Origin of the sequence: Streptomyces sp. NPDC058457 (assembly GCF_042720695.1) — a bacterium.
In the GTDB taxonomy this organism is placed as follows: Bacteria; Actinomycetota; Actinomycetes; order Streptomycetales; family Streptomycetaceae; genus Streptomyces.
In genome coordinates this window covers 140,799-163,371 of record NZ_JBHXLU010000003.1, presented here as the reverse complement: position 1 = coordinate 163,371, position 22,573 = coordinate 140,799, and the positions used below count along the sequence as shown (strand labels likewise).

Below are 22,573 nucleotides of genomic sequence, written 5' to 3'. Positions count from 1 at the left end.
GCGAGCGCCATGACCATCGCACCCGACAACGCGCGGCAGGGCGCCTCCCACCGGTACCGGGCCATGCGGGATTTCATCCGGTCCACCGACGACACGGTGCCAGGCAAATTCGAAGTCACCAAGGAAGGGATCGTTCACGACATGATGGCGCCCGTCGGCCCACACGAGCTGACCGCAGCACATCTCCGGAAACGCCTCGAAAGGGTGATGCCGGAGGAGCTCGTGGCCCACACGGGCGAGCCCGATGTCGAGGATGAGTCCGAGGGCATCATGCGTCGCCCCGACCTGATGGTGATCGCTTGGGATGACATGGATGTGCCAGGTTCCTTCGACCCGCACACCCTCATCGCCGCCATCGAGGTCGTCTCCCGTTCCAACCCCGAGAACGACTGGGTCGCCAAGATGCGCGACTACCCCCTGATCGGAATCCCCGTCTACGCGATCTTCGACCCCCGCACCGGCACCGGCACCGTCCTCACCGACATCCACCCCACCCCCGACGGCCCGCGCTACGCGACCCGCAAGGACTTCGTCTACGGCGAGGACGTCACGATCGGAGAGTGGACCATCGCGACGGACGGTCTGCCCCGCTACCAGCCCTCGGGGCAGTGACGGTCCCGCGCCGACGAGGGCCGGATAGGTTGCCCGCATGATCCTCGACCCCGTCGCCCTCACCCCCGATCACGACATCCCGGCCCCGGTCCTCTCCGAGCTCACCGCGCTGTACGCCTCCAACCGGGAGTTCCAGGCGCTCAGCGGCGACTTCCCGGACCCGGACGACATCCGGCCGGAGCAGGTGGCCGCCGAGTTGGCGGACGAGTTGGCGCATCCGGATGCGGAGGTGCTGCTGGCGCGGGCCGAGGGGCGGCTGGTCGGGATGGTCGTCACGCTGGCCCGGCACCCCGACCCGGCCGATCCGGATCCATGGATCGGGCTGCTGATGGTGGATGCGGGGGCACAGGGGAAGGGGTACGGGCGGCGGATCGCGGAGAGCGTCGAGGGACGGTTCCGGGCGGCCGGGCGGGACGCCGTGCGGCTCGCCGTGCTGGAGGGCAGTCCGAAGGGGCTCGCCTTCTGGACCGCGCTCGGGTACGAGGTGATCGACCGTCGCCCGGATCTCGAACGCAGCCGGCCGTGTGCCGTGCTGCGCAAGGAATTGGGCAAGGAGCTGGGTACGGACGGTACGGACGGTACGGGCGCCTAGGGCCGGGACGGCTTGCCGTCGCCGTACAGCCAGTCCTTCCAGATGGTGGCGAAGTCCTTGCCGGGCGCCTTCTTCTCGACGTACGCCGTGAACTCGGCGGTGTCCGCGTTGCCGTGGCGGTGGGCGGCCGCCCAGCCCTGGATGATGTCGTAGAAGGTGTCGTCGCCGACCTTCTGGCGGATCTTCTGGAGGACCATCGCGCCGCGGTCGTAGACCGGCCGGTCGGAGATGTGCGCGACGCTCGACGGCTCCGCGGGCGGGAACGCCCACAGGTCGCTGTCCCCGGAGCCCGCGTAGAGCCTGTCGAAGGTCTGCTGGGCGGTCCGGCCGCCGTAATCCTCGGCCCACAGCCACTCGGCGTAGGTCGCGAACCCCTCGTTGAGCCACATGTCCCGCCAGGTCCTCGGGGTGACGGAGTCGCCGTACCACTGGTGGGCGAGTTCGTGGACGAGGGTCGCGGTGTCGGGGGCGCCGGGGAAGACGGGCCGGGTCTGGGTCTCCAGGGCGTACCCGGAGTCGGCGGGGCGGTCGACGATCGCACCGATGGAGGAGAAGGGGTAGGGGCCGAAGTTGTAGGACTCCCATTCCATGATCTCGGGGAGCTTCGCCAGCACCGTCCGGCTCGCCTCCACCTGGGTGGGGTCGACGGCCGTGTACACCGGGAGGCCGTCGGAGAGGGTGGAGCGGGTGATCGTGTAGTGGCCGACGGCGACCGTGGCGACGTAGCTCGCCATCGGCTCGGGGCTGTGCCAGGCGAAGGTCGTACGGCCGTTCTTCGTCGTCTCGCTCTTCAGCTCCCCGTTGGAGACGGCCTGGAGGCCCTGCGGGACGGTGACCGTGATGTCGTACGACGCCTTGTCGGAGGGGTGGTCGTTGCCGGGGAACCACGCCATGGAGCCGACGGGCTCACCGAGGGCCAGCGCGCCGTCGGCGGTGCGCAGCCAGCCCTCCTCGGAGCCGTCGGGGTCGGTGAGCGTCTCCGGGCGGCCCGAGTAGCGCACGGTCGTGCTGAAGGTCTCGCCCTTCTTCAGGTCGTCGTGCGGGCGGACGGTCAGCTCCTGGCCGGCGCGGTTCCAGCGGGCCTGTCTGCCCTCGACGGTGACCGTGTCGACGTGCAGCCCCTTCAGGTCGAGGTCGAAGGCGGTCAGGTCCTGGGTGGCGCGGGCGGTGATGACGGCGGTGCCGGTGAGGCGGCCGCCGTCCGGGTCGTAGGCGAGGGTGAGGCCGTAGTGGCCGACGTCGTAGCCGCCGTTGCCCGCCTTCGGGAAGTACGGGTCGCGGACGCCCGCGCCGCCCGGGGTGCCGTGGACTCCGCCGCTGCACGCGGCCAGCGCGAGGCAGAGCAGGGCGGACGGAAGCAGCAGCGGGGACCGGGGCACGCTCGTGATCGTAGGACGCCGTGACACCATCGGCGTGTGCTCGACATCGGCTACGCCCTCTCCAACCGCTTCCCGGACCCTCCCCAGACCGACTACCGGCGGGTGGACGTCCACACCCTGCGTCACGACCTGTTCTGCGGTGACGTCTACCTCGCGGACACCAAGGCGGACCGGGAACTGTCCACAGCCTGGGGATGGGTGCCGGTGCTCGACTTCGCATGGGCGCTGTGCGACATCGTGGAGCGGCTGGACAGGGATCCGGCGGGGTCACGGGCCGCCCGGCCCCAGCACGCGGAACTCGACTTCACCGAGTCCACCGACCGCATGCTCTTCGAGCGCCGCTTCGGCTGGGTGGACATCGAGGCGGACTGGATGCCGGCCGAGGAGCCGCCCCTCACCTTCTCCCACACCGAACTGCGCCGGGAGGCGCGGGACTTCCTGCACGACCTGATCGCCGACCTCACCGACATGCACGAGGAGCTGGCCGACAACCCGGCGATCTGGACGCTCCAGGCCCGCTTCCCGAGGGTGTCGTAGCCCACCCTGTCGGTTGAACGACCTCCGGGTGTACGGAAGTTGACCCCCCGCAGAGGCGGGAGTGACAAGTGCGTCGGGAGTCCGCGGAAGGCGTTCCGGCTGTCCCGGCCGCGCCTACGTTGACTCCGTGCGGACGCAGCGACAGGCAGGCGACAGCGGGAAAGACGCCTCTTCCGAGGTCTCCCCGGCACCGGTCACCGCCAGGCCCGCCGGACCCACGGAACACGCTCTGCTCGCCCTCCAGGGGACCGCGGGGAACGCGGCCACCACGCAGGCCCTGCGGGACGCGAAGGGGAAAGGGAAGGGCGTCGCGCGGCCGCCGGCGGTACGGAGCCGGCCGGTGGCGCCCGTGGCCCCCATCGCGGAGGAACACACCGATCCCGGCCTGGTGCTGCCGCCGTACCTGATGGACTTCCAGGCCGCCGGGCTGTCCACGGCGTACGGGCTGACCGGGCACGAGTTCGTACGGAACGCGGTGGCCGCCGTCGTCGGCCACGGCGACGGCACGGTCGCCGACATCGCCGCCGAACTCGCGGGCCGCCCCGAGTCCTTCTACGGGCAGGGCCGCGCCTTCGCGGTCCAGGGCAAGGGCGGCAGGGACGGCAGTGGCGGCAGTGGCGGCAGTGGCGGCAGGGAGTGGTACGACGTCACCGTCACCGTCTCCCGCGCGCCCGACGACCGGCCGCCGGTCTTCCATCCCAAGGACCTGCTCGCCAACACCGTGCCCGACCCGGACGGGGCGCCGCTCGCCGCGGTGGACGACGCCGAGGGCAAGGACACCAAGGTCGACGTCCAGCACAACACCGCCGCCACCGTCGCCACCACCGCGAGCGGCGGGTCGAGCAAGGGCGTCGGCGGCATGGCCTTCGGGCTCGCGCCCGTCGCGCCGGGCCTGTGGCTGGGCGGCGCCGGGCTGGCGAACGCGCAGCCCTGGCAGTCCTCACGGGAGTCCCGCAGCCAGCGCAACGTGGCCGAACCCCGGGTGCTGCGCAGCGAGAAGGGCTCGGTCGAGGCGCCCCGCAAGGTGCGGTACGGCGTACGGATCAAGAAACAGGGCGCCCAGCACGCGGCACAGCACGCGCAGACCTTCCACGGCTCGGGCACCCTCACCCAGCGCGTGCCCACCGAGCACCTCGTCCCGGCCGGGACCGCGGCGCCCGCCGCTCCGGAGGCCGTCGGCGCGGACACCGCCCGGCGGGTCTCGCTCGCCGACTCCCTGGCCCCGGTCGCCGTCACCGACACCGCCGCCCCGCACCAGGGCGGCGGCGGGCTCTTCGACGCGGTCGCCTCCGTCCTGCACCCCTCGCTCACCGCGCCCGGAGCCCCCGGCCGCAGCCGCCTCTACGAGGCCACCGCCACGGCGACCGTCCTGGAGGACATGCCCCGGCTGCTGCGCGACGGCGTCACCGGCGAGGACCTGGCGGCCAAGGACGGCAGCAGCGTGGGCAGCTACCTCCTGCACGCCGAGATCACCGGCATGTCGCCCGCCTGGGGCACCGGCGGGACCCAGCTGCGCACCCATCAGCAGACCCAGCACACGGTCACCGAGAGCGCGGGCAAGGGGCGTGCCGTCACCGGCGGCGTGGGCCCGGCCATCGGCGTCGGAGCGGTCGGCAACGCCGCCGTGCTGCGGGGCACGGCCATGCCGGTCGCGGCGGCCCGCAAGGCGCGGTTCACGGTGGCCGAGCAGACCGTGTCCAGCCGCCAGGGCGCTGAGGTCCGAGGCGACAAGATGCTCTACCTCGCGACCGTCCGGTTCACCGCGGAGGGCACCGGGCCGCGCTCGGCCGAGATGATCCTGCGCCCCGGGACCCGGGTCGCCCGGCACTCGATGCGGGTGTGGATGAGCCTGCGGGCCGACGAGGCGCGCTCGCTCGGGCTGCCGCTGCCGCCGGGCACCGAGGCCGAAGAGGTCAAGGAGGCGACGGAGACCAAGGAGGCCAAGGAGGCCAAGGAGTTCATCGAGAGGCCGAAGCGGACCGACGAGAACGGCGACGAGGTCGACGTCGAACGGCACCTCCCCTTCGGCGCCATGGGCTCCAGCGTCACCCTCAGCCAGCTGGACACCAGACCCATGGTGCGGGCCGTGCAGGAGCTGTTCGCGACCGATCCCCGGCTGGCCGGCTATCTTCCCGCCTTCGGCATGGATGCGGTGGCTTCGGCGCCGGGCAAGGAGGAGGCCGCCCTCCAGCGGCGCAACCACCGCGAGCTGATGGCCGCCCTGTCCGAGACCAACCTGCGGGTCAACAAGGACCAGCTGACCACGACCGGCATCCGGGTGCGGCTGCGCCGCAAGACCACCCTGCACTCCCACGACGTGCAGATCCGCGTCCGAGGACAGCTCCGCGAGACCGGCTACCTCGGCGACACCGACGACTGGCTGGTCCGCAGCCACTCCGGTGTCACCGGCAACACGCAGAGCGGACGGGGCAGTTCGCGCTCGATCGGCGGACTCGTGCTCGGCCAGGCCCGCCTCGTCCCCGGCATCCTGACCGGCTCGGCCCGCTACGAGCGGCACAGCTCCGGCACCCGCCGCAACCAGGCCGGTCCCACCACCCGCACGGACGTCCTCACCAACGGCTCCGAGAAGGCGAGCACCTTCGGGGCTGCCCTGCGCCTCGACGTCGACGTCACCATGACCTCCCGGCAGCGCAAGCTCGGCCGCGCCCTCACCCCCGGCTCCCTGGGCCAGGACGCGCCCGAGGCCAGGCAGCTGGCGGGACTGCACCTGGACGAGCAGGACGTACGGCTGGTCACTCCGACGGAGTTCACCCTCGACGAGGAGGGCAGGCGGCGGCAGGACGCGGTGGGCGACCGGCGGCGGGCACAGGCCCCGCGGCCCGCGCACGCCGTCACCGCCGAGGGCATCGGCGACCTGGCCACGCTCGTGCCCCGGCCGTCCGTCGGGCAGCCGCTGCGGGACTGGCAGCTGGCGGAGACGGTCGGCGACGGCCAGGCCGTCCGGGACCTCGCCTTCCAGCTGCTGTCCCGGGCCGCCGCCCGCAACAAGGGCGTCCGCGAGGATCCCGCGCTGCAGACGGAGGGACTCGCGCCGCGGCTGGCGATCGAGGAGCGGTTCGGGCCGCAGGCCATCACTGCGTCGCTGCGGCAGGCCGCGTCCTCCGGGTGGGTGGTGAAGAACCTGCGCTATCCGCGCCGCCTCGCCGCGCTGAACGGGGCCGTGGGCACCCGGCTCACGCTGACCAACCCGAAGTTCCTGCACCAGGGCGCGGGGCCGGGCACCGAGACCTTCGTGCTCGGCGGCCACCAGGCGGCCGGTCAGGAGGGGCAGGGCACCACCAGCACCTGGCAGTTCGGCGCCACCGGCTCGGAGAACGGCCCCGAGTGGCGCCTGGGCCAGGGCCTCTCCGGGAGCCGCACCACCAGCGAGGGCGACACCCGGTCCGCGGCCCTGTCCGGCACGGTCGAGCGCAACGCCCACACCCCGAAGAAGGCGCCCCTGTACCTGGTCCAGTGCGACCTGCTCGTCACCATGGTCGCCGAGGTCAAGGTCACCGGCGGCGGCCCCTACGTGGCGACGGCCGCCCGCACCCTGCCGGCCGAGGCGGCGGTGTGGCTGACGGAGGCGCAGCTGCCGGCGCCGATCCGCCGACAGCTGAAACTCGACCCGGAACCGGCCCTGATGTCCTCGCCCAGGCAGCCGGGGCAGCGACCGGCGGAGAACTCCCGGGCAGCCGAGAGCTCCCGGGCGGGCGCCGAGCGCGAGGCCGGAGAAGGGGGCCACGCCGCAGAGACGGCGGCCGGGTCGACCACGTCCGCGCCGCCGCGCACCACCGGTCCGTCCTTCGCCCGCGCGCTCCCCCTCGGCTTCGGCATGGTCGAGAACCTGCCGAACTTCGTGCCGCTGCTGGCCCGGCTCCGCACCCGCCTCGCGGAGAGCGGGCAGCAGGGCCTCGCCGACGACCTGCTGCCCCGGCAGCAGCTGGCGGACCGCAACGACAACGTGCAACGACTGCTGCGCGTCCTGGACCGCGACGGCAGCGCGGGACTGCTGTCGGGCGCGATGGACGGCGGGGTCACCGTCGAACTGCTCGACGGCCGCAGGACCCCGTACTGGGCGGTGTTCAAGGTCAACCGGCTCGGCGACGGCGGCTACGACGGTGCGGCGGACGACGGCCGGGACCTGGAGTACATCACCGCGGCCGTGACCCAGCAGGCCGCCTCCCACGACGAGGGCGTGACGACCGGCGTGGAGGGGATCCTCGCCGGCTCCGGGAAACCGGACGGCGGGGCCGGGCAGCTGAAGAGCACGGGCGGTGCGGCGGGCCTCGGCGTCGGCTCGGGCGGCTCGCGGCGCTCCGGGACGGCCGGCCGCGGCCAGCTCGGCATGAAGACGGTCGCGGAGGCGAAGACCGCGAAGTCGTCGAAGATGCGGGTGCCGATCGAGGCGACCCTCGAACTGCACCGGGGCGACCGCCGGCTCGCGCTGGTCTCGCTGGGCCGCCAGGCGCTGACCCACCGCGTCCTGGACCAGGACCTGGCCGCCCTCGCCCGGCTGACCGCGCCCCGCCACCGGCCGGTGGCTCCGGCCCCCGGCCCGGGGGACGACCGCCCGGCCGCGCTCGGCAGCTGGCGCTCCGGAGGTGTGCGGCTGCCGATGGAGGCGCAGGTGAACGGCTTCCAAGGGGCCCCGCAGGTACGGGAGCTGGTCGGCTCCGCGGTCCGGGAGGCGGGCGGCGGCGACCGCTTCCGGACCAAGGGCCAGGCTGCCGCGTACACCCTGCACGAGGCCGTCTCCACCGAGTGGCTGATCGCGGCGCTGCCACTGCTGACCTCGGCGGGGGCGGAGCTGCCGCCGGTGCACGCCACCGGGGTGGAGGGCCAGGACCTGCGGGCGTCCCTGCACGCGCGGCTGCGGGACGGGCGGGTGCTGGGCGTCGGCGACAAGATGACCTTCGAGACGGTGGGGCAGAGTCACCTGGACGCGCCCCGGCCCACCCAGACGGACGGTCTGAGCTCCGCCGACCACGGCAGGTCGGCACGCGGGCTGGCGGGCGCGGGGCTGCTCAACGCCGACGAGTTCCGCCTCAACCAGCTGATGGGGAACGCGGGCGGCGCGGGCGGCGCGGCCGACGCGGCGGTGAACGCGTCGGGTTCGATGCCGCTGCACAAGCCCAAGTCGGCGTCGGTCCTGGTGCAGTTCACGCTGGACGTGCGGGTGGTGGCGAGGGTGACCAACCGGGTGCGGTCCGGCCGTACCGGCACTGCCGTGCGGGAGCTGACCCTGCCCCGGCCGGTGGTGATCCGGATGCCGGAGCCGGTGGTCCGCCGCATGCTGGCGGCCCAGCCGGACCGGCTCCGGGACCCGGACGACCTTCTCGGGGTGCGCGAGGTGGCCGCGGCCACGCCCCGGGACTGAGTGCACTGAGTGCTTCGGCCGGTTCTCGGCTGCGGGTCGGTGGGGGCTGGTCGCGCAGTTCCCCGCGCCCCTATGGGGCGCGCTGTCCTTGGGGTTGGTCAGTCCTCCACCCGGATCCCCAGCTGTGCCGCCAGCACCGGTGCCAGGTCCAGCAGTTGGGATGTGCTGATCACCGCCCCCGCCAGGCGCTCCACCCCGGTGGCGATCTCCAGGGACGCGGCGCCCCGCAGATCGACGTCCTTCATGGTGACCCCTCTGAAGTCCGCCGCCTTCAGGGTGCAGCCGGTGAACTCGACGCGCTCCAGGGAGGCGTCGCCGAAATCCGGTTCGACCAGGACGCAGCTCTCGAAGACCACGTCTCTGAGCTTCGCCGTGCGCAGGTTGAGGTAGTCGATCTTGCCGCCGCGGATCACCACGCGCTCCAGGACGGCACCGTGCAGCTGGGTGCCGCCCAGCCGGGCGTCGACCAGCTCGACATCGCGCAGGGTCGCCTCGGCCAGGTCGGTGCCGACGCCTCTCGCCCCGGTGAGGACGGTGTCCAGCACGCGCGCGTGCCGCAGCCCCGTCTCGTCGAAGGCGCAGTCCCGCAGCGCGCAGTCCATGAACCGGGCGCCCGCTCCGTCCTGCCCGACGAAGTCCGTCTCCCGGAACTCCAGCCCGTCATAGTCCCCGTCCGGCGCCAGCTCACCGGCGCCCCAGGGCTCCAGCTCGGGCAGCCGCACCTCCGGCCGCCGTGCACCCTTCACCCTGCCTGTGCCGGCCCCGCCGGCCGCTGTCCTCGCCATGCCCCCATAGTGCAGGCCCCCACTGACAATCCCCTCGACCCGCGAAAGCGGAGAGGACGGAGAGGGCGGAGAGGGCGGCCCGCCCTTGACCTCAAGCGTGCTTGAGGTCGAAGAGTCGGACCGTCGGATCGGCCATCGCCCCGGGGAGTCCCTGTGCACGCCATCGTTCTGCATGCCTTCGGTCCTGCCGAGAACCTCGTCCACGAGAAGGTGGCGGACCCCGTACCGGGTCCGGGCCAGGTGCGGATCGCCGTCGCGGCGGCCGGTGTCCATCTGCTCGACACGTCGCTGCGGCAGGGCCACCAGGGCCCGGCGCCCCGGCCGACCGTCCTGCCGACGATCCCCGGCCGCGAGGTCGCCGGGGTGGTCGAGGCGCTCGGCGACGGCGTCGACGGGCTCTGGCTCGGGCGGCGCGTGGTCGCCCACCTCGGCTTCGCCATGGGGGTCCCCCCAGGCTCTTCAAGCTCTGGGGGAGGCTACGCCGAGCTGGCGGTCACCGATGTCGAACGGCTGCACGAGATCCCGGTGAACCTCGGCTTCCCCGAGGCCGTCGCCATGATCGGAACGGGACGTACGGCCCTCGGCATCCTGCAGTTCGCCGAGCTGGGACCGGCCTCGGTGGTCCTCGTCCCAGCGGCCGCCGGCGGCATCGGCTCACTGCTCGTGCAGGCCGCCAAGCACGCCGGCGCGACCGTGATCGGCCTCGCGGGCGGCCCCGAGAAGGTGGCGCGGGTCCGGGCCAACGGCGCCGACCTCGCCCTCGACTACACCGACCCCGGCTGGCCCGGCGAGGTCCGCGCCCGTTCCGGACCGGTCACCGTCGTCCTCGACGGCGTCGGCGGCGAGGTCGCCCGGGAGGCCGTCGCCCTGCTCGGCGAGGGCGGCCGGCACCTGGTCTTCGGCTGGTCCGCGGAGGGGATCGCGAGCGGCGGCGGCCACCTCGTGGAGGGGCTGTCCGAGTCCCTGCTCGGCCCCGCGATGCTCCGCCGGACCGGCGGCCCCGACCCGCTCCGCACCCTCGAACTCCGCGCCCTCGCCGAGGCCGCCCACGGCCGCCTGCGCCCCGCCCTGACACGCTTCCCGCTGACCGAGGCGGCAGCCGCACACCGCGCCCTGGAGACCCGGGCGACCGTCGGAAAGGTGATCCTGGAGCCGTGACCGGGAGCGGTCGTGTTGTGGGTGCGGGTCGTGGTGGGTTGCTCGCGCAGTTCCCCGCGCCCCTGAATGGGCGCCCGCAGTGGCGCCCTGCTTTTAGGGGCGCGGGGAACTGCGCGACCAGCCACGACGGCGCCGCAGCCGCCAGACCGCACGGCCCCCGCCCCCTTGGGCGATCAGCTCATCCGGAATGTCAATCACCCACTCGGCGTCACGATCGTGCGTGAATCGCCTCATGGGATTTTTCCGGGGCCTCGGCGGCAAGGTGTGGGCGTACGTCCGCAGCGCCCCCGGCACGTACATCTGGCTGGCGATTCTCTTCGTGACGACCGTCGCGCTGCACCACATGTCACCGGAGTTCGAGCAGCAGTTCCTGCGGCAGCGGTCCACCAACATCCGTGAGCTGTCGGACAACCCGGTGCGGGTGCTGGTCGCCAGCGCGATGTGGATCGACGGCGGGCACTGGGTGCCGTACGCCTTCCTCTACACCGTCTTCCACGCGCCGGCGGAGCGCTGGCTGGGAACGGTCCGCTGGCTGCTGGTGTGCGTGGTCGCGCACGTCCTGGCCACCCTGATCAGCGAGGGCGCGCTGCTGAAGGGGATCCACGACGGCATCGCCCCGCACTCCGCGGTCAACACCCTGGACATCGGGGTGAGTTACGCACTGGCCGGGGTGATCGCGGTGCTCGCGTACCGGATCGTGACGCCCTGGCGGTATCCGTACCTGGCGGCCGTCCTCCTCGTCTACGGGCTGCCGCTGACCGAGTCGCCGACCTTCACCGACCTGGGACACTTCGTCGCCGCGCTGATCGGTCTCACCTGCTATCCGCTGGTCAGAGGGCGCGGAAAAGCATGGAATCCGAAGGAGACACTGGCCGCACTCAAGGGTTAACGTCCGCACATGAGCAGCTCGGCAAGCAGGTCGGCAGGCAGCGTCGTCAACGGCGGCATCTCCTTCTGGTACGCGGACGACGGTCTCCCGGCGGTGCGGGAGCCGCTGGACGGTGACGCGTCGGCGGACGTCGTGATCGTCGGCGGTGGGTACACGGGGCTGTGGACCGCCTACTACCTGAAGCAGGCCGCCCCCTCCCTCCGGGTCACCCTCCTGGAGCAGAAGTTCTGCGGCTACGGCGCCTCCGGCCGCAACGGCGGCTGGCTCTACAACGGCATCGCCGGCCGCGACCGGTACGCCGCGCTGCACGGCCACGAGGCCGCCGTACGCCTGCAGAAGGCCATGAACGAGACCGTCGACGAGGTCGTGGGTGTCGCCGCGGCCGAGGGGATCGACGCCGACGTGCACAAGGGCGGGGTCCTTGAGGTCGCCACCACCCCGGCCCAACTGGCCCGTCTGAAGGCCTTCCACGAGCACGAGCTGTCGTACGGCGAGAAGGACCGCGAGCTGTACGGCGCCGGGGAGACCCGGGAGCGGATCCGGGTCGCCGACGCGGTGGGCGGCACCTGGACCCCGCACGGCGCCCGGCTGCACCCGGTGAAGCTGGTGAAGGGGCTGGTGGCGGCGGTGGCGGCGCTGGGGGTGGAGATCCACGAGTCCACACCGGTGACCGAGATCCGGCCCGGGCACGCCGTCACCCCGTACGGCACGGTCCGCGCCCCGTACGTCCTGCGCTGCACCGAGGGCTTCACCGCGAACCTCAAGGGCCAGAAGCGCACCTGGCTGCCGATGAACTCCTCGATGATCGCCACCGAGCCGCTGACGGCGGAGCAGTGGGCGTCGGTGGGGTGGGACGGCCGGGAGACCCTGGGGGACATGGCACACGCGTACATGTACGCGCAGCGCACGGCCGACGGGCGGATCGCGCTCGGCGGGCGCGGGGTGCCGTACCGGTTCGGGTCGCGGACGGACAACGACGGGCGGACGCAGGCGGCGACGGTCGAGGCGTTGCGCGAGATCCTCGTGCGGTTCTTCCCGGCGCTGGCGGGGGTCGGGATCGAGCACGCCTGGTCCGGGGTGCTCGGAGTGCCGCGGGACTGGTGCGCGACCGTCACCCTGGACCGTACGACAGGGCTCGGCTGGGCGGGCGGCTACGTCGGCTCCGGGGTCGCCACCACCAACCTCGCGGCCCGGACGCTCCGGGACCTCGTGCAACTCGACTCCGGGCAGGGCGGCCGCACCGAACTGACCGCACTGCCGTGGGTGAACCACAAGGTCCGCAAGTGGGAGCCGGAGCCCTTCCGCTGGCTCGGCGTCCAGGGCATGTACGCCACCTACCGCGCCGCCGACCAGCGCGAACGCCTCCACCCGAGCACCGAGTCGTCCCGGCTGGCCCGGGTCGCGGACCGGGTGGCGGGGCGGCACTGAGGCCACACCCGGCGCGGGCGTCCGCCCCGGAAACCCGTTGAGGATGTGTCACACCTGCGTGCGATCATCACCCCAACGTTCATATTCCAGGGGGGAATTGATGGCGCACCCCGTGCCCGGCAGCGGTTCCGGCACGACGGCGAGAACCGGGCGGCTCACCGCCGTGACCGTCCTCGTCGTATCCCTGCTCACCTCGCTGCTCACCCTCACCGGCGCCGGGTCCGCCCGCGCCGACGACCCGGTGTGCGCGCCGCTGGCCCTCGCGTCCTTCGGCGACCCCGGGGACGCCGTCGGCAGGGCGACCCTCCCGGTCGACGGGAGCGCCTGCTTCACCGTGACCGCCCCGGCGGCGGGCCGGTACCTGGTGTCGCTGGACGACAGCCACGTCGTGGCGTACACGCAGATGTCCGCCGCGGACGGCACCCAGGTGGACTGCTACGACGAGCAGTTCTCCGAGCAGGGCCGCTGCCAGGTGCCCGCGGCCGGCACCTACACCGTCACGGTCGTCAACAACGGCTGGGAGACCGAGGACGCCCAGGTCACCGTCGTCCCGCTCGGCTCGGACACCGCGGGCTGCCGCGACTCCGTCGGCACCGGCTGGGACCGGCCGCTCGTCACCCGCACCAGCGCGAGCCCGATCGAGGTCGACTGCCAGGCCTTCGAGGGCACGCCCGGCGAACGCGTCCTGCTCTCCCGGGACACCAGGGCCTCCGGCAGCATGGTCGCCTGGATCACCGACGCGAGCGGGGCCCGCGTCTGCCCGCGGACGGGGGACGACGAGGACACCCTCAGCTGTGTGCTCCCCGGCACCGGCCCGTACCGGGTGCTCTCCCGGGTGACCAGTGCGGACTTCCCCGCCGAGTACGCGGTCAGGGTGCGCTCGCTGTCCGACCCGCAGGGCTGCCGGACCGCCTCCGTGCGCCCCTTCGGACCGCTCAGGGACCTGGACTTCGGCACCAACCCCTGCTTCACCTTCACCGTGGACAAGGCGTCCGCCCTCCTGGTCCACGCGGTCGACGACGACTCCGCGGACCCCGCCCTCGTGTTCGACGCGGCCGGGAAGATCGCCTGCCGGGAGTCCGACCCCTGCCGGCTGCCGGGCGCGGGCACCTACACCGCGGTCCTCGACGACTCGTACGCCTTCAAGGAGGTCCATGACGACCTCGCCGTCCTCGACCGTGCCTCCGGCTCCGGGTGCGTGCCGGTCGGGACCGGCGTGTACCAGGGCGAGCTGAGCACGGTGGGCCAGTACGACTGCCTGACGCTGGACGTCCCGCAGGGCGCCCGGATCGCCGCGCTCACCCCGCTCGGCGCCTCCGGCGTGGACGCCGACGTGCAGGTCTTGGACGCCACCGGCACCGAGCAGTGCACCGCGACGGAACTGGCGGACGGCGACTGCGCGCTGACCGGCACCGCCCCCTACCGGGCGCTGGTGCACACCGAGGACTCCGGAGCGGACGCGGTCGGCCCGTACACGATCGCCTTCCACCGCACCGACGCCGCGAACGGCTGCCCGGTGCTGCCCGCCGGCAGCTTCACCGCCGACGGCGCGAAGGCCTCCCTCGCCACCGGCGACGGCGTCTTCTCCCGGTGCCTGACCATTCCCGCCGACGCCCACACCGGCGCCGAGGTCCTCCAGCTGATCGCCACCTCCGGCGGCGTACCGGCACAGTTCTCGGTGCTGGACGCCACCGGCAAGAAGGTCTGCAACCGCTCCGCCACCACCAACGGCTGGACGGTGTGCGGGCTCACCCCGGGCCTCGCCCACACCGTGCTGGTCACCGGCCGGAACCAGGCCGCCACGTACACCCTGACCCGGCGCGACGTCAGCGCGAGCGCCTCCTCGGCGGGCTGCGCGAAGACCGCTGCGACCGAGGTCGGCGGCCCGTCCCTGACCTCCGCGTACGGCGAACCCGGCACCCTGGACTGCCACCAGATCACCACCGACGCCGCCACCGACGTCGTCCACGTCAACGTGCGGGACGCGCTGGGGACCGCCGACATGGCCGTGCTCGACGGGGACGGCAGCGTCGAGTGCTCTTTCGCCAACCGCTCCTGCGCAGTCACCGGCTCCACCACCCACCAGGTCCTGGTGCAGACCCCGGTCTCGCTGAAGGCCTCACCGGAGTACCACCTGGACGCCCTGCGCATCGCGACCGCCGACGGCCCCGCACCCGAGTGCACCAGGGTCCCGTCGGTGGCGTACGGCTACGGCCCGGTCACCGGCGCCCTCGACGAGACACACAGCGCGGTCTGCGCGGTCCTGCCGACGGCCGGCTTCGACCGCTTCTCGGCCGACGTCAAGGACACCACCGGCGCCACGACGACCGCCGTCCCGACGCTGTACAACACCACGTCCTGGACCAACGGCTGCACCTACTCCGTCAGCTCGAACGGCTCGGGCTACGACTGCTCCGTGCACGGTTCCTCGTCGAAGGCCGCTCCGACCGTGCTCCTGCTCGGCCTGCCCGAGACCGCGTCGAGCACCGCCTACAGCGCCCGGCTGGACTGCGCCGCCGCCCTGTGCGGCCCCGACAGGGCGAGCGTCACCGGGATCGGCCCGGCCACCGGCGTGAGCGGCACGAAGGTCAGCGTCACGGTCACCGGTACCGCCCTCGGCCCGGACACCGAGGTACGGCTGTCCCGCTCCGGCAAGACCGTCTCCGCGAAGGCCGACTCGGTCGCCGCCGACAACCGCTCGGTGACGGCCACCCTGGACCTGACCGGTGTCGCGGCCGGCGACTGGAACGTCAGCGTGTTCACCACGTGCTGCGAGTACCCGCGCGGCACCTTCACGGTGACCCAGCCCCAGCTGGCGAGCACGGCCGCCCCGAAGATCACCGGCACGGCGAAGGTGGACGCCAAGGTCACGGCCACCACCGGCAGTTGGTCGTCCACCCCGGCCTCCTACACGTACCAGTGGAAGGCCGACGGCAAGGCGGTCTCCGGGGCGACCGCCGCGTCGTACACCGTCCCGTCCTCGCTGCTCGGCAAGAAGCTCACGGTGACCGTGACGGCCATGCGGAGCGGCTGGCTGAGCGGGTCGGCGACCTCGGCCGCGGTGACGGTCGCGAAGGGGGACGCGCCGAAGGCGACCAAGGCGCCGACGGTCGGCGGCACGGCGAAGGTCGGGAAGAAGCTGACGGCGGCGCACGGCACCTGGAGCCCGGCCGCGACCTCGTACACGTACCAGTGGTACGCGAACGGCAAGGCGATCAGCGGTGCCACCAGGTCCACGCTGACCCTGAAGGCGGCCCAGAAGGGCAAGAAGATCACCGTGAAGGTCACGGCCCACCGCACCGGCCACCAGGACGGCACGGCGACCAGCAAGCCGACGAAGGCGGTCACCGCCTGACCGTGCAGCCCCCTGGGCGTCAGTCCTTGTGGTCGGGGGCGATGCGCTCGACCAGCCGGAGCAGTGCCGACCAGGCGAGGTCGTAGGCCTTGTCGTCCTGGAGGTCGGAGTCGTGCTCCTCCCCGGCCAGTTGGCGGGCCGTGAGTTCGCGGACCTCGGGGTCGGGGAGGACCAGCTTGGCTCCCCCGGCCGCCGCCGCGGTCTGGATCTCGCAGGCCTTGTCCAGGTAGTACATGCGCAGGAACGCCTGGGCGGGGGTCTCGCCGACGGTCAGCAGTCCGTGGTTGCGCAGGATCATCGCCGGGTGGCCGCCGAGGTCGGCGACCAGCCGCCGCTGCTCGGCGAGGTTGAGGGCGACGCCCTCGTAGGAGTGGTAGCCGAGCCTGCCGTGGAACTCCATGGAGATCTGGTTGAGCGGGAGCAGCCCCTCCTCCTGGGCGGCGACCGCGCAGCCCGCCCTGGTGTGGGTGTGCAGGACGCAGTGGGCGTCGGAGCGGGCGGCGTGGATCGCGCTGTGGATGACGAAACCGGCCGGGTTGACGGGGTGGGGGGTCTCCTCGACGGGGTTGCCGTCGAGGTCGATCTTCACCAGGTTCGAGGCGGTGATCTCCTCGAAGAGCAGCCCGTAGGGGTTGATCAGGAAGTGGTGTTCCGGGCCGGGCAGCCGTACCGAGATGTGCGTGAAGATCAGGTCGGTCATCCGGAAGTGGGCCACCAGGCGGTAGACGGCGGCGAGTTCGCGGCGCAGACGGAGTTCTTCCACGGAGGGGGCGGAGGGGGCGGACATCGAGGCCTTTCAGCGGGGTACGGGCACGTGCGGGTGCGGGTGCGGAAGTGCGGCGGTCAGGCCGCGCTGAGCTCCGGGCTCGTGGCGGCCGCGGCCGGGGCCGGTTCGCCCGCCAGGCGGCGGCGCCACGTCTCCAGGAGCGTCTCGTCGGTCGGCCTGGTCGCGAGGCTCACGGCGACGTAGGCGACGAGGCTGGCGAGAAGGCCGTAGTAGATCGGCTCGTTGGCGAGCAGGCCGTCGGTCACCATGAGGGTGATCACCGTCGTACCGCCCGCGATCATCGCGGTGAGTGCGCCCTGCAGGTTGCCGCGCCGCCAGACCAGCCCGCCGAGGATCGGTACCAGCAGGCCGCCGACGAGCAGGTTGTAGGCGACGGTCAGGGCCGAGATGACGTCCCCGAGGACGCAGGCGATCCCCATGGCGACCACGCCGAGGACGGCGATGGCGAGCCGGTTGGAGCCGATCTCGTCGTGGTCCCCGTCCCCGGACGCCGTACGGCGGCGCAGCCGGGCCAGGATGTCGTTGTCGGCGACGGTCGCGGAGGCGATCAGGGCGCCGCTGGCGGTGGACATCATCGCGGACAGCGCGGCGGCCAGCACCAGGCCGCGGACACCGGTGGGCAGGGCGTGCTTGACGATGGTCGCGAAGGCCTGGTCGGCGTCGGCCAGGTTCGGGTAGAGGGTCTTCGTCGCCATGCCGATGAACGCGCCGGCCAGCGCGTACGCCAGACAGTAGACACCGGCGACGGTGCCGCCCCAGGAGGCGACCCTGTCGCTGCGGGCGGTGAAGACGCGCTGCCAAATGTCCTGCCCGATGAGCATGCCGAAGGTGTAGATCAGCACGAAGGTGAAGATGGTCTGCCCGCCGATGGAGGTGGGCGAGAAGTAGCCGTGCGGGAGCCGGTCGGCCATGGCGCCGAAGCCGCCCGCCTTGACGACCGCGATCGGCAGCAGCAGGACGAGCACGCCGAGGCTCTTCACCACGAACTGCACCATGTCGGTGAGGGTGATGGACCACATGCCGCCGAGCGCCGAGTAGCCGACGACGATCGTGCCGCCGACGACCACCGCGACCCAGCGCGGTACGTCGAAGAGGACGTCGAAGACGCTGGCGTACGCGATCGTCGAGGTCACCGCCAGCATCAGCGTGTAGACCCACATGACGAGGCCGGAGATCACGCTGGCCGCGTCGCCGTAGCGCAGCGAGAGCATCTCGGCGACCGTGTAGACGCGCAGCCGGGCGATCCGGGCGGAGAAGAAGACGCTCAGCGCCAGCAGGCCGAGGCCGATGGCGCCGACCATGGTGGCGCCGGAGACGCCGTAGGTGTAGCCGAGCCGGACACCGCCGATGGTGGAGGCGCCGCCGAGGACGACGGCGGCCATCGTGCCGGTGTACATCAGGGGGCCGAGGCGTCTGCCGGCGACCAGGAAGTCGCTCTTGGAGGCGGCGCGGCGTTTGCCCCACCAGCCGACGCCGATGATGCCGAGCAGGTATGCGGCCATGACGAGGTAGTCGACGGTCATGGAATCCTCCGGGGACGGGGGAGAGCGGGGTCGGGTGGGGGGAGTGACATGACCGTAGCCACGGGGTGTACTGGGGTTGAAGTGCCGCTTCTGTCCAATATGGAGATGCCCGTTGGGTGAATCCGCCACCGCGGGCTCCGGCCCGGGCGCCGACGGCGACGCGAACGCCGAGCAGCCGTCCGTGCGCCTCGCCGTGCTGCTCGCCGCCCCGGGGCTCGGCCTCACCCAGGTCGCCGGGCCGCCGGCCGGGGACCGCACGGTCAGCACGGTCGGCACCACGGAGATCGAGGACCCCACGCCGTACCTGGTCGGCGGCGAACTGCTGCTGACCGCCGGGGTCCGGCTCCCCGGCGACCCGGACGGCATCGACACCTACGTCCGCCGGGTCGTCGCCGCCGGCGTGGCCGCCCTCGGCTTCGGCGTGGCCCCCGTGCACCCCGAGGTGCCGCCGGAACTGGCCAGCGCCTGCGACCGGCACGGCCTCCCGCTCCTCCGCCTCCCGCCCGCCACCCCGTTCGTCGCCGTCGGACAGGCCACGTACGCGGCGATCGCCGAGGCCCGCAACCGCGAGCTGCGGGAGGTATCCCGGGCCCAGTCGGCGCTGGCCTCGGCCGCCGCCCGCCCGGACGCCCTGCGTGCCGTCCTCGGCCAGCTGGCCGCCCGCACCGGGGCCTGGTCGGTCCTGTACGACACCCAGGGCACCGAGCTCTTCGCGGCGGGCCCCCGCCCCGCGTCCCCGCACCTGCTGCGCGACCTCGCCGTACGCACCCTGCGGCAGGACGGTGGCCCCAAAGCCGCCGCGGCACACGACCAGGGCGTCCACCTGACCGTCCACACCCTGCCCGCCGGTGTGGACCGCACGACCACCACGACACTCGCCCTGGGCCAGGCCGCCACCACACCCCCGACCGCCGTACACCGCCAGGTGACCGGCACCGCGGCGGTCCTGCTGGCCCTGCTCACCAGCCCACGGCACGCCCTGAGCACCGACACCCACAGCGTCGGCGCACTGGTACGGCTCATGCTCGGGGCCACGCCCGCCGAGGTCGCGCCCGCGCTCACGCCGGCCGGGACGGGCCACGACCACTGGACGGTGGTGCACGGCCGGCACCTGCCCGACGGCTCGTCCGTCGAAGTAGCCCCAGCCCGACTGGCCGCTCTGTCCGCCCTGTTGGGCACCCCCTACGTGCACATGGACAGCACCGGCCTCAAGGCACTGCTCCCCTGCGCCCCCGACGCCAGGCCGAGCGTGCCCGCCCAGGCGGCCGAGCTGGGCTGGGTCCTCGGTTACAGCGCACCCGTGGCCGCGCCCGACCTGCCGCGCGCCGACGCCCAGGCCGAAGGTTCCCTACGGCGCGCCGTGGCCGCCGGCACCCCCGTCGTCGTCCACACCGCCGACCCGCTGACCCTGCAGGCGCTCGTCTCCCCCGCCGAAGCCCATGCCCTCGCCCGCACCCGCTTCGCGCCCCTGGACCGGGCCGGCGCACCTGGCGCCGAGGTCCTCCTCGACACCCTGCGGACCTGGCTGTCCCTGCACGGCAGCTGGGACCGCACCGCGGCGGCCCTGCGGGTGCACCGCAACACCGTGCGCCACCGCCTGGCCCGCCTCGCCGAACTCCTCGACGTGGACCTGCAGGACCCCGGCGTCCGCATGGAGCTGTGGTTCGCCCTGCAATGGCATTCGCCCTGACCGGCGGCCCGCCGTGGATGTATCCGTGGAGCATCAGCGGCGTTTGAGACCACAACTGAGACCGTTGCCCACATCACCGGCGCTCGCAATTCGCCTTCCGGATGCCTTGCACGCGCGCCCGACGGAGGATGGACGTAGCGATGCAACGAGGTGGGCCATGGCCACATGGGATGTGCACGTGCGGACCGATGGTGGCGTCAGAGAGCTCGAAGAGATAGCTGACTGGTTGCGCCGTGAACCAGAGTTGCAGGGGAGAGTGGGCCTGGAGAAACGCGCAATCGGCGATGGGGAACTGGGAACACTCCCCGAAGCCTTGGAGATAGCCATCGGCGGCTCAGGGATCTTGCCTGTACTCCTGCAGTCAATTCAGACCTGGCTTTCCCTCCGCAACAGATCCCGCGTGCGACTAACCATAAGAGAAAGCAGCGGGAGAGTAGTAGAAGTAGAAGCCGACCGGCCGCAAGATATTGAGCGATTCCTGCACGCCACGGATGATCAATAGCCCAGAGGCAGTACCATGAGGCTTCCAGATCCTGCTCTGTCCAGAGTCATTCTGGTAGGAGCGAGCCGATTCCGCGATGACAGGCTGACAAATCAATGGCCGGTTAAATTCAACGTATTTGATCTCACCACTGCGGTGACCGACAAAGATTACGGCATAATTCCACACGAGCATTGCACCGTGATCCTCGACCCTGCAGACCTGAAGCACGTGGGGGAAGAGCTGAACAGGGCTGCGCAAACAGCTGAGGATCTCCTTCTCTTTTACTACAGCGGGCACGGACTTATTGCGACTCGACGACACGATCTGTACCTCTCACTCGCCAGCACAGACTATGACAACATCCCATCAAGTGCCGTACCGTTTGATTTCGTCCGTGACACTTTCCTAGCGAGCCCGGCAAAGAACCGAGTAATCATCCTCGACTGCTGCTTTTCCGGGCGGGCAATCGATCGAACTCTGTCTCCGGGAACCGAAGAGGACACCGCACTTCAGCAAATACCCGTGAGCGGGACGTACACGATCACCTCCACCTCCGGCAACAAGGTGGCCAGGTCAGGAGAGGGTCACAGAAACACTGTATTCACAGAGCTGCTGCTTCACGCGGTGCGAAACGGCATTCCCGGCGAAAGGTCGCTGCTCAGTTTCGGTGCCGTTTTCCGTGAGATCGTGAGAACCGCAAGGGCGGATGGTCAGCCCGTACCAGAATCCTCGGGAACCGGGACATCCGCCGAAGGACTGGCACTGGCCCCCAACAGGTCCCATCCACAGTATTCGAGCAGAGCCACTGCCCCCACGGACACTCCGCCGTCTCCGCAACACGAAGACTCGGCACGCCCGCACAAAAAGCCGCACCCCGACCTGGGGCTTTCCGTGACCACGCGCCGCGACAGCGGTTGGCTCATCATTGAGACAATCGGTGATATCGACGTATACACCGCACCGCTACTGAGATCCAAGATTATCGAGTCGGCGCAAAGTGCACCAGCGGCAATCATGATCGACCTCTCGGAGGCAGACACTCTGGACTCCACAGGCCTGGGGGTACTAGCAGGAGCATTGAAGCGGTTCCACTCTGCGGGCATTCCGCTCCGCCTGGTCATCGAAAATAACGAACACATAGAAAGAATATTCCGCATTACCGGCCTCGAAATAATCTTCTCGATATATCCATCGCTGCAAGACGCCTGCTCTCGACCAATACTCCCCGAGTATCTCGAATTCGGCATCACAGGCATAAGCAAGCGTAGGCACAGAGGAAGACGCCCCCCTATCGACGCATACACCAAGGAAGACCTTCAAATTCTGGTGCGATGGATCGACGGTGACGGCAAGGGCAGGTCACATCAGGAAATGCAACGCGAAATGGCCGACATATTGGGATTCCATAAATGTGGAGCACGAATCCGCGCGGCATTCGATGAAGCCATAGCCGCCGAAAGAGGCGAGCGAATTTTGAACGCACCTCTGAATGGCGCGGCAACTGCCCCAGCACGCACCCGTAATTCTGGCCCTCCGGGCGAGCTCCACTCACCGCAGTCCACTGAAGAGAAGTCCACGACCGAGGCGTGAGCCGGACGACGTCCCACCGCAGCGGATCCCTGGTCGGTCCCGCTCCACTGGTTGGTGAAGTGCACGTTCGCTGCCTGAACTGGGCCTCTTCCATTGTCCCGCACTCCCTCGCGCACCACAACGAGCACAAAGAGAGGCCCCGGGCGGGGCGGGGTTCGGGAACCCCAACTTTGGTCTGTGACAGCACTGAGCGCCGACTACAGGGGGTCACGGGTATGGCGCTGGCACGCTTCCTCTGTCAAGTGCGCCCTGAACCGGGCTTTGAGAGGGCGGTACGTGGATTAATGTCCCTTTCGACCCTTCGGGGGGTGGGTTGGCACCTGCCTGAAGCGGATGCAATACCAGCCTGGCCTACCCGATGCGTCACAGCGCCGATCCACGTCG

15 protein-coding genes are annotated in these 22,573 nt (G+C 71.5%); 11 read left to right on the top strand and 4 right to left on the bottom strand.

The genetic code is table 11. The features are described from left to right. Nucleotides 1-9 precede the first annotated feature (9 nt). Nucleotides 10-612: a Uma2 family endonuclease gene (locus tag ACFWPS_RS04300; RefSeq protein WP_383700758.1), complete on the top strand. Its 603-nt coding sequence runs from the start codon at nucleotides 10-12 to the stop codon at nucleotides 610-612. Between the two features lie 37 nt (nucleotides 613-649). Further along, nucleotides 650-1,204, top strand: coding sequence for a GNAT family N-acetyltransferase (locus tag ACFWPS_RS04295; protein WP_383700756.1), 555 nt, complete (start codon nucleotides 650-652; stop codon nucleotides 1,202-1,204). Here ACFWPS_RS04295 and ACFWPS_RS04290 read toward each other — a convergent pair. Further along, nucleotides 1,201-2,613 (bottom strand): M1 family metallopeptidase, encoded by a 1,413-nt coding sequence (locus ACFWPS_RS04290; RefSeq protein WP_383700753.1) that lies wholly within the window; start codon nucleotides 2,611-2,613, stop codon nucleotides 1,201-1,203. The two genes, ACFWPS_RS04295 and ACFWPS_RS04290, sit on opposite strands and share 4 nt — an antisense overlap. Before the next feature lie 6 nt (nucleotides 2,614-2,619). Here ACFWPS_RS04290 and ACFWPS_RS04285 point away from each other — a divergent pair, with 6 nt between their 5' ends. Together ACFWPS_RS04285 and ACFWPS_RS04280 are read left to right on the top strand one after the other, a co-directional pair. After that, nucleotides 2,620-3,120, top strand: coding sequence for a hypothetical protein (locus ACFWPS_RS04285; protein ID WP_383700751.1), 501 nt, complete (start codon nucleotides 2,620-2,622; stop codon nucleotides 3,118-3,120). A 127-nt stretch (nucleotides 3,121-3,247) separates the two neighbouring features. Beyond that, nucleotides 3,248-8,500: a hypothetical protein gene (locus ACFWPS_RS04280; protein WP_383700749.1), complete on the top strand. Its 5,253-nt coding sequence runs from the start codon at nucleotides 3,248-3,250 to the stop codon at nucleotides 8,498-8,500. 98 nt (nucleotides 8,501-8,598) lie between these two features. Here ACFWPS_RS04280 and ACFWPS_RS04275 read toward each other — a convergent pair whose 3' ends face one another. Continuing rightward, complete coding sequence (locus ACFWPS_RS04275) at nucleotides 8,599-9,285, bottom strand: pentapeptide repeat-containing protein (RefSeq protein WP_383700747.1); 687 nt, start codon at nucleotides 9,283-9,285, stop codon at nucleotides 8,599-8,601. A 153-nt stretch (nucleotides 9,286-9,438) separates the two neighbouring features. Here ACFWPS_RS04275 and ACFWPS_RS04270 point away from each other — a divergent pair, with 153 nt between their 5' ends. The 4 genes from ACFWPS_RS04270 to ACFWPS_RS04255 all read left to right on the top strand — a co-directional run bounded on the left by ACFWPS_RS04270 (nucleotide 9,439) and on the right by ACFWPS_RS04255 (nucleotide 16,115). Further along, entirely contained in the window at nucleotides 9,439-10,443 is a 1,005-nt protein-coding gene (locus ACFWPS_RS04270) for a zinc-binding dehydrogenase (protein ID WP_383700745.1), read from the top strand. A 232-nt stretch (nucleotides 10,444-10,675) separates the two neighbouring features. Continuing rightward, nucleotides 10,676-11,332: a rhomboid-like protein gene (locus ACFWPS_RS04265; protein ID WP_383700743.1), complete on the top strand. Its 657-nt coding sequence runs from the start codon at nucleotides 10,676-10,678 to the stop codon at nucleotides 11,330-11,332. Between the two features lie 9 nt (nucleotides 11,333-11,341). Continuing rightward, nucleotides 11,342-12,760, top strand: coding sequence for an NAD(P)/FAD-dependent oxidoreductase (locus ACFWPS_RS04260; protein WP_383700741.1), 1,419 nt, complete (start codon nucleotides 11,342-11,344; stop codon nucleotides 12,758-12,760). Between the two features lie 100 nt (nucleotides 12,761-12,860). After that, complete coding sequence (locus tag ACFWPS_RS04255; RefSeq protein WP_383700739.1) at nucleotides 12,861-16,115, top strand: Tat pathway signal protein; 3,255 nt, start codon at nucleotides 12,861-12,863, stop codon at nucleotides 16,113-16,115. Between the two features lie 19 nt (nucleotides 16,116-16,134). Here ACFWPS_RS04255 and ACFWPS_RS04250 read toward each other — a convergent pair whose 3' ends face one another. Next, a complete protein-coding gene (locus tag ACFWPS_RS04250; RefSeq protein ID WP_383700737.1) occupies nucleotides 16,135-16,902 on the bottom strand; it encodes a class II aldolase/adducin family protein in 768 nt (255 codons plus the stop codon). Between the two features lie 56 nt (nucleotides 16,903-16,958). Beyond that, nucleotides 16,959-18,425 carry a sodium:solute symporter gene (locus ACFWPS_RS04245; RefSeq protein WP_383700735.1) on the bottom strand — a complete coding sequence of 489 codons (1,467 nt, stop codon included), beginning with the start codon at nucleotides 18,423-18,425 and terminating at the stop codon, nucleotides 16,959-16,961. A gap of 112 nt (nucleotides 18,426-18,537) precedes the next feature. Here ACFWPS_RS04245 and ACFWPS_RS04240 point away from each other — a divergent pair, with 112 nt between their 5' ends. The 3 genes from ACFWPS_RS04240 (at nucleotide 18,538) to ACFWPS_RS04230 (ending at nucleotide 22,189) form a co-directional block, all read left to right on the top strand. Further along, nucleotides 18,538-20,115 (top strand): PucR family transcriptional regulator, encoded by a 1,578-nt coding sequence (locus ACFWPS_RS04240; protein WP_383700733.1) that lies wholly within the window; start codon nucleotides 18,538-18,540, stop codon nucleotides 20,113-20,115. A 157-nt stretch (nucleotides 20,116-20,272) separates the two neighbouring features. After that, nucleotides 20,273-20,617 carry a hypothetical protein gene (locus ACFWPS_RS04235; protein ID WP_383700731.1) on the top strand — a complete coding sequence of 115 codons (345 nt, stop codon included), beginning with the start codon at nucleotides 20,273-20,275 and terminating at the stop codon, nucleotides 20,615-20,617. Between the two features lie 180 nt (nucleotides 20,618-20,797). Next, nucleotides 20,798-22,189 (top strand): anti-sigma factor antagonist, encoded by a 1,392-nt coding sequence (locus tag ACFWPS_RS04230; protein WP_383700728.1) that lies wholly within the window; start codon nucleotides 20,798-20,800, stop codon nucleotides 22,187-22,189. The last annotated feature ends 384 nt before the right edge of the window (nucleotides 22,190-22,573 follow it).